General features: G+C 48.1%; 6 protein-coding genes and 2 pseudogenes. 2 read left to right on the top strand and 6 right to left on the bottom strand.

Annotated elements, in window-relative coordinates; genetic code table 11:
• Positions 1–271: 271 nt before the first annotated feature.
• From BBW68_RS06105 to BBW68_RS06130, 6 genes and pseudogenes are all read right to left on the bottom strand, one after another.
• Positions 272–1,026 (bottom strand): annotated as a pseudogene (locus BBW68_RS06105) (DNA adenine methylase); the annotation flags it as partial.
• Positions 1,027–1,149: 123 nt separating this feature from the next.
• On the bottom strand, positions 1,150–1,551 hold the full coding sequence (locus BBW68_RS06110) for a hypothetical protein (protein WP_070134441.1): 402 nt from the start codon (positions 1,549–1,551) through the stop codon (positions 1,150–1,152).
• Positions 1,551–1,979, bottom strand: a complete 429-nt coding sequence (locus BBW68_RS06115) for a hypothetical protein (protein WP_070134442.1) — start codon at positions 1,977–1,979, stop codon at positions 1,551–1,553. Before BBW68_RS06115 ends, BBW68_RS06110 begins: the two co-directional genes overlap by 1 nt.
• Positions 1,969–2,163, bottom strand: a complete 195-nt coding sequence (locus tag BBW68_RS06120) for a phage filamentation protein Fil family protein (RefSeq protein ID WP_070134443.1) — start codon at positions 2,161–2,163, stop codon at positions 1,969–1,971. Before BBW68_RS06120 ends, BBW68_RS06115 begins: the two co-directional genes overlap by 11 nt.
• Positions 2,164–2,172: 9 nt before the next feature.
• A complete protein-coding gene (locus BBW68_RS06125; protein WP_058681029.1) occupies positions 2,173–2,676 on the bottom strand; it encodes a phage regulatory CII family protein in 504 nt (167 codons plus the stop codon).
• A gap of 30 nt (positions 2,677–2,706) precedes the next feature.
• Positions 2,707–2,928: a helix-turn-helix transcriptional regulator gene (locus BBW68_RS06130; protein WP_010836041.1), complete on the bottom strand. Its 222-nt coding sequence runs from the start codon at positions 2,926–2,928 to the stop codon at positions 2,707–2,709.
• Positions 2,929–3,066: 138 nt separating this feature from the next.
• Here BBW68_RS06130 and BBW68_RS06135 point away from each other — a divergent pair, with 138 nt between their 5' ends.
• Positions 3,067–3,648 carry a phage repressor protein CI gene (locus tag BBW68_RS06135; RefSeq protein ID WP_070134444.1) on the top strand — a complete coding sequence of 194 codons (582 nt, stop codon included), beginning with the start codon at positions 3,067–3,069 and terminating at the stop codon, positions 3,646–3,648.
• A 1-nt stretch (position 3,649) separates the two neighbouring features.
• A pseudogene (locus BBW68_RS06140) lies at positions 3,650–4,688 on the top strand (phage integrase).
• Positions 4,689–5,413: the final 725 nt, after the last annotated feature.

The raw sequence follows: 5,413 nt of genomic DNA on the forward strand, positions 1-5,413 counted from the left end.
AATTAACTATTTTAAAACAGATAGTTAAACGTAAAATTTAAACCTTATCTAGGACAGCCCCATGTTTTTTACAGAGCCATTACGTGCGATGGGCTTGGTGAATACGTTGCAGCACGTGAGTTTCTCCTGTCTCTGGATCTTGTAGATGCATCGGACTACGGAATGGGTTTGAAGGATTATGACTCTGTGTTTGTGAGTCAGGAGTATATTGACCGGGCATCTTCTCGGTAGAATCGGTTAACACCTCAACATGGGAATGACCTTTAGTCGTTACAGGGGATTTAAGTATCAGCTCTGCGGCAGATTTCTGGCTTGCAGCTGCGGCACCAACACTGCGGGGCGCTTTGACTTTCATCGCCTCAAACCCGGCGTAAAGGTAATGCACCATTTCCAGATCGCTGTTTGACGCAACAACACTCACACCCTTTTCAGCAAGACGGCGCAGCTTTCTGGCCAACCGCCCCTGATCTAGATGTGAAAAACCGCTTTCAGTGTATGAGGTGAAATTTCCTGATTCCGTCAGGTATGGCGGATCGCAATAGACCACATCCCCGGTACGAACCAGCGCAAGCGTTTCGGAGTAATGCGCGGTGATGAACGTCGCGCGCTTTGCCTTTTCAGCAAATGCCCGGACCTCTTTAGCGGGAAATAGTTTTTCTTGTACTTCCCGAACGGGACATTGAACTGGCCATGGCGGTTGTAACGGCAAAGCCCGTTAAAGCCGTGGCGGTTCAGATACATGAAACGGGCAGCGGCTTCAACGCTTTCCGCCCCAAGCCCCTTTCCGGACAAATTGAACGCGTCCCGGACGGCATAGTAAAAAATAGCGCGGCTCTCCTGTTCACCCAACGCCCCGGCAGAAAACAGGGTTTCAAGCTCCACAAGAAACGCGTCGGTATGGTAGGCCATCGCCTTATAAAGATTGACTAAATCCGGGTTCAGGTCAGCAATCAGGTATTCGTCATAGTCCGTATTCATCATGACGGCGGAGGCCGCTTTACCTTCCTCAGTAGCTTTTGCCAGCATTGCCAGCAGGTCAGTACCGGATTGGTTGACGGGTAAAAACATGCGTGTTGTTTGCATTTTGGTTTCCTCAGGGCAAAAGAATCCCCGGCCACCGCAGGGATGGCCAAAAATTCAGGCGGTTAATTAGTGGAAAGAGACGGTAACGGGCGCGGCTGAGTAACTCGGCGCGGGTATCTTGTGCAGCTCGTAGGTATTGCGCCACCACTCCTGGATAAGCGCTTTGACTTCCCCTGCGCCCAATGACCCGGCGATGTAATATATGGAACGAATGCTGGCAATTGCTTCAACCTGCTGGAACTGGCTCTCCGCCTCACGATAGACACAGCACCAGTACGCAACATTCACGGCCAGCCAATGGCGTTTGTTTGTCATGTGCTCGGTGTCGTTAAAGAAAAACGGATGTAAGGCCACACGGCCATTTTTAACGGTGCTTTTCTCCAGAAAGAGAATGGCGTAATTGTGTGGAACACCCCACACAGCCAGCTCCTGTCCCAGTTCTTTAGCGTTTACAGAGATAATGGACATTAATGATTCTCCTGCTGTTGCATCTTATGAACGATATGAGGTGCGATAATCATCTGCACGCCATTACTGCTGTGGATCGGATGTGCCTTTTTCACCTGGCGGTTAGCGCTGCGCTTTGAAAAATCGCTGTCGCTCAGACTCCCGAACCCTTCAAACGTCAGACGCGCCCTGGATATACCCTGGCGCAGCTGAATCATTGCCCGGTAGTCCAGGCGTTCGAATAACTCTGACCAGTAGCATTTGCTCAGATGGGCTTTGAAAACGTCCATTCCAGAAGCAACTGCGGCCGCATGTAAAACAACCCCGTGCCATTCTGGTGTTAATTTGTCCCACCATTCGGCGGCTTCGCTTTTCTCACTCCAGTATTTACGGCGGATATTTCCCAGCCACTTCAGGCCAATTTCCTGCTGCTTTTCGCTAATGGCCATAACGCCCCCTGATAATCCTGAACAAACGAAACCACCATGGACGACGAGACGAACGGGCATTGAATTTGTACTGGTGCCCAGGGTTCCAGCGCTGACCATTAGGCAGTTCAAGCCATCCAGTTGACCCGCTGGCCAGCTGCATGGCCGGAGATTCTTTTTTCAGATAGGTAACGAACGCTTTCATGGTTATCCCTCACATCATGCTGCTGGCGCTGGTAGTCACGATATCGACGGCAGCAGCAAGAACCGGCGCAGACTGGAGGCGGCTTTCAACGGTGTAAGCCAGAACGGAAAGGGAACGGATGGCATCACGGGCACGATCAAGAATTTGTGTGCGGCGCGCTGCGGTCATGTGCTCAGTTGAAACGGCTTCCCCAGCGATTGCTCCCACGTTTGCGGTGGCGCTTAATGCACAAAACTGCATGTTCGCTTCAGTGGCGTTATTGACCGGAACGGACGGGAGGCAGTTAATCTGCCCCAGCATTCCATCCAGTAAACGCGCATCTTCGGTGTAATCGGTAATAGCCAGTAGCTCGTCACAGGTCAGGCGATGCGGTTGAACCGGGTTCAACTTATTGCGCAGGATCTGAGGCCGCATACCAACGGCAGCGGCCACATCTTCCAGGTTGTGCGATAGCGCAAACGCTCGGCAAGCTGCATCAAAGTGAGCATGTTTAGAAGTCTGATAATCAAACATTGTTAGCTCTTCCCCAATCCGTAGGATGAATTACGCGTTAAGCGAAACATCGCATTCGCTTAATGCCATCACGGTTAAGGCGGCCATGTTCACTTCAACCAGACCTTTTTTCTGTGCTCCTTTAGGCTTGATAGGGAGTTTTCCATATGAAATCAGATTATTAGCGGTACTTTTTGACATACCAGTCCGGCGGCAGTACTCATCAAGTGGGAGATATGGCTCTGGGATCACGATTGTAATGTTAGGTCGCATAAGGCAAACTCCTGTTTTCACCGATACGCCAATATCGGTCGTTATAAGGCAATATTCAAACAACGGAGCTAGATTAATTCGCATTTTGCAAAGTGTCAATTATGACATTAGAAATGTGCGCATTTTCTTGTGATAAACATGGCAACTTTCAAACTTGATTTTGATGTCGATAGCGCACCAATCCTGGATCGCGTGATAGAAGCCTATGGGTTCACATCCAAGCTAATGCTTGCGCAACATCTTGATATCGCAGCAAGTAGCCTTTCCTCTCGTTATAAACGCGGCGGGTTTCCTTCAGATATCGCTATAAGGTGTGTCGCTGAAACGGGAGTCAATCTTGAATGGTTAGCAACTGGTGAGGGCAGGAAGTTTGACGATGAAGAGCTGGATATTTTGAAAATGCCCCGTCGTAAAATCGTTGACGGCCTGGTTTATGAAGCAGGGATGTATATGCTGGATAAGGTTTCTTTTTTACCTGGCGTTCCTTTGCCCTCATCCCCCATGTGTGTGCTGGAAGGTAACAACCAGTTCATTGTTGATACCTCATTCACAGAGGTTTATGACGACCAGTGGTTGGTTGAAATTGAAGGAAAAACAAGCATCCGAACGCTAACCCGCATTCCGGTAAAGAAGGTTAGAGTAAGCGGCGTTGGCATGGCCTTTGATTGCGGTATTGATGACATCAAAGTGATCGGCCGCGTTGTATTGACGATTCATTAACATGACAGTAAGAAAACTAAGCGACGGCCAATGGCTGGCAGATTTTTATACAGTCAACCGTAGTGACGGCAAACAAGGTAAACGTGTCCGCAAAAAGTTTGCTACCAAAGGCGAAGCGTTAGCTTTTGAAAACTACACTCTTCAAAAAGTGGAAGGTTCCCCCTGGCTCGGAAAGGGAAAGGACAAGCGTCGACTCTCTGATTTAATCAACCTATGGTACGAACGCCACGGGATTGCATTGCGGGATGGGCAGAAACGCGTAAGAGCCATGCTTTGGGCATCTGAATGCATGGGTTCTCCTCTCGCCATTGAATTTTCTGCCCAACTATTCACAGCTTATAGGGCTAAAAGGCTAGATGGCCATTTTGCCAGAACCAATCGCATTGCGGAGGTATCACACCGCACAATGAATCTGGAGCAGGCATACTTTCTGGCGGTTTTTAATGAATTAAAAAGGCTCGGTGAGTGGGATGCACCAAACCCATTAGAAAACGTCCGGCAGTTCAGAACTGAAGAAAGCGAAATGGCTTATCTCACAGGAGAACAGATCAACCTACTTTTAGATGCATGCCGCCATAGTTCTTCAAAAGATTTAGAAATGGTGGTGAAGATTTGTCTTGTAACTGGAGCTCGCTGGAGCGAGGCCGAAAATTTAAAGAGAAGCCAGATAGCAGCTGGTAAAGTTACGTTTATAAAAACTAAAGGTAAACGCAACCGCACTATTCCCCTGGATCCTGAAATCATAGCCGCACTACCTAAAAAGAATGGCTCTCTGTTTAAACCTTGCTACAATGCCTTTAGAACAGCAATTGAGCGAACCGGGATTGAATTGCCCCCTGGCCAATTAACGCACGTTCTCAGACATAATTTTGCCTCATCATTTTATGATGAACGGCGGGAATATATTGGTTCTTCAGAAAATACTTGGGCACACAGATATAAAAATGACAATGCGTTACGCCCACTTTGCCCCGAATCACCTGGAAGAAGCATTGAGGCTTAATCCGCTAAACTGTCGCAAAAGTGTCGCATCAACTTAAGGATATTGGCCTTATTCGGTGAATATTGGTTTTTTATCTTACTGATTTTTCTATAAGTTATTGTTTATCCGTTGGTTATCATGGTTCTCATAATCGCTTGGTCGCTGGTTCAAGTCCAGCAGTGGCCACCAAATAAAACAAGAACTTACGCTAAAAACGTGAGTCCTTTCTTTTTTCGGGGATATGTCGGGGATATTTTGCAGAGGTAATCATGGTGTTTTTTGGTTATTTTATGCCCGTTCACCGCCTTTCCATCCTGGAATACCAAAATCAGCGTCGCAGTGCTGGTTTCTTCCACTGGTAGTCTGGTGAGTTCATCCTCTGGCGGTGGCGCTTTTTAACGTCCAGCATTAAGGCCACACCTGTACGGATATTTAGCAAGTCCTGGTCATCCAAGGTAATGCCCTGCTGTTGTGCAAGGCTTATTATGGTTTACTCAACATCGTGGCGGCTTAACATAGTATGGACTCTGCTGGTGGCTGGTGATTGTCGCTATCCCTGATTAACTGTTGAGAAGTCAAAGTTTCCACCCCAGCTTTCTGAGTTCATTCACGACAATCCATTGCGCTTTATCGACTTCCTCAACATTCGCATGACCTGTACAAAACGTTGCATATGTAGTGGTCAACTAATACTGGCCACAGCATTAGACTGTAAGTAGTACAGCCGCTCAGATTCGTTGGGCGTCAGACCGCCGTTATACCAGTGGGGCCTGATAGCGCTGT

The sequence above is a fragment of the Candidatus Erwinia dacicola genome (assembly GCF_001756855.1).
Lineage (GTDB): Bacteria > Pseudomonadota > Gammaproteobacteria > Enterobacterales > Enterobacteriaceae > Erwinia > Erwinia dacicola.

What these genes read in the sequence shown, in the direction of transcription:
- BBW68_RS06110 (WP_070134441.1), bottom strand. Translation starts at nt 1,551, where the DNA reads ATGTCCATTATCTCTGTAAACGCTAAAGAACTGGGACAGGAGCTGGCT.
- BBW68_RS06115 (WP_070134442.1), bottom strand. Translation starts at nt 1,979, where the DNA reads ATGGCCATTAGCGAAAAGCAGCAGGAAATTGGCCTGAAGTGGCTGGGA.
- BBW68_RS06120 (WP_070134443.1), bottom strand. Translation starts at nt 2,163, where the DNA reads ATGAAAGCGTTCGTTACCTATCTGAAAAAAGAATCTCCGGCCATGCAG.
- BBW68_RS06125 (WP_058681029.1), bottom strand. Translation starts at nt 2,676, where the DNA reads ATGTTTGATTATCAGACTTCTAAACATGCTCACTTTGATGCAGCTTGC.
- BBW68_RS06130 (WP_010836041.1), bottom strand. Translation starts at nt 2,928, where the DNA reads ATGCGACCTAACATTACAATCGTGATCCCAGAGCCATATCTCCCACTT.
- BBW68_RS06135 (WP_070134444.1), top strand. Translation starts at nt 3,067, where the DNA reads ATGGCAACTTTCAAACTTGATTTTGATGTCGATAGCGCACCAATCCTG.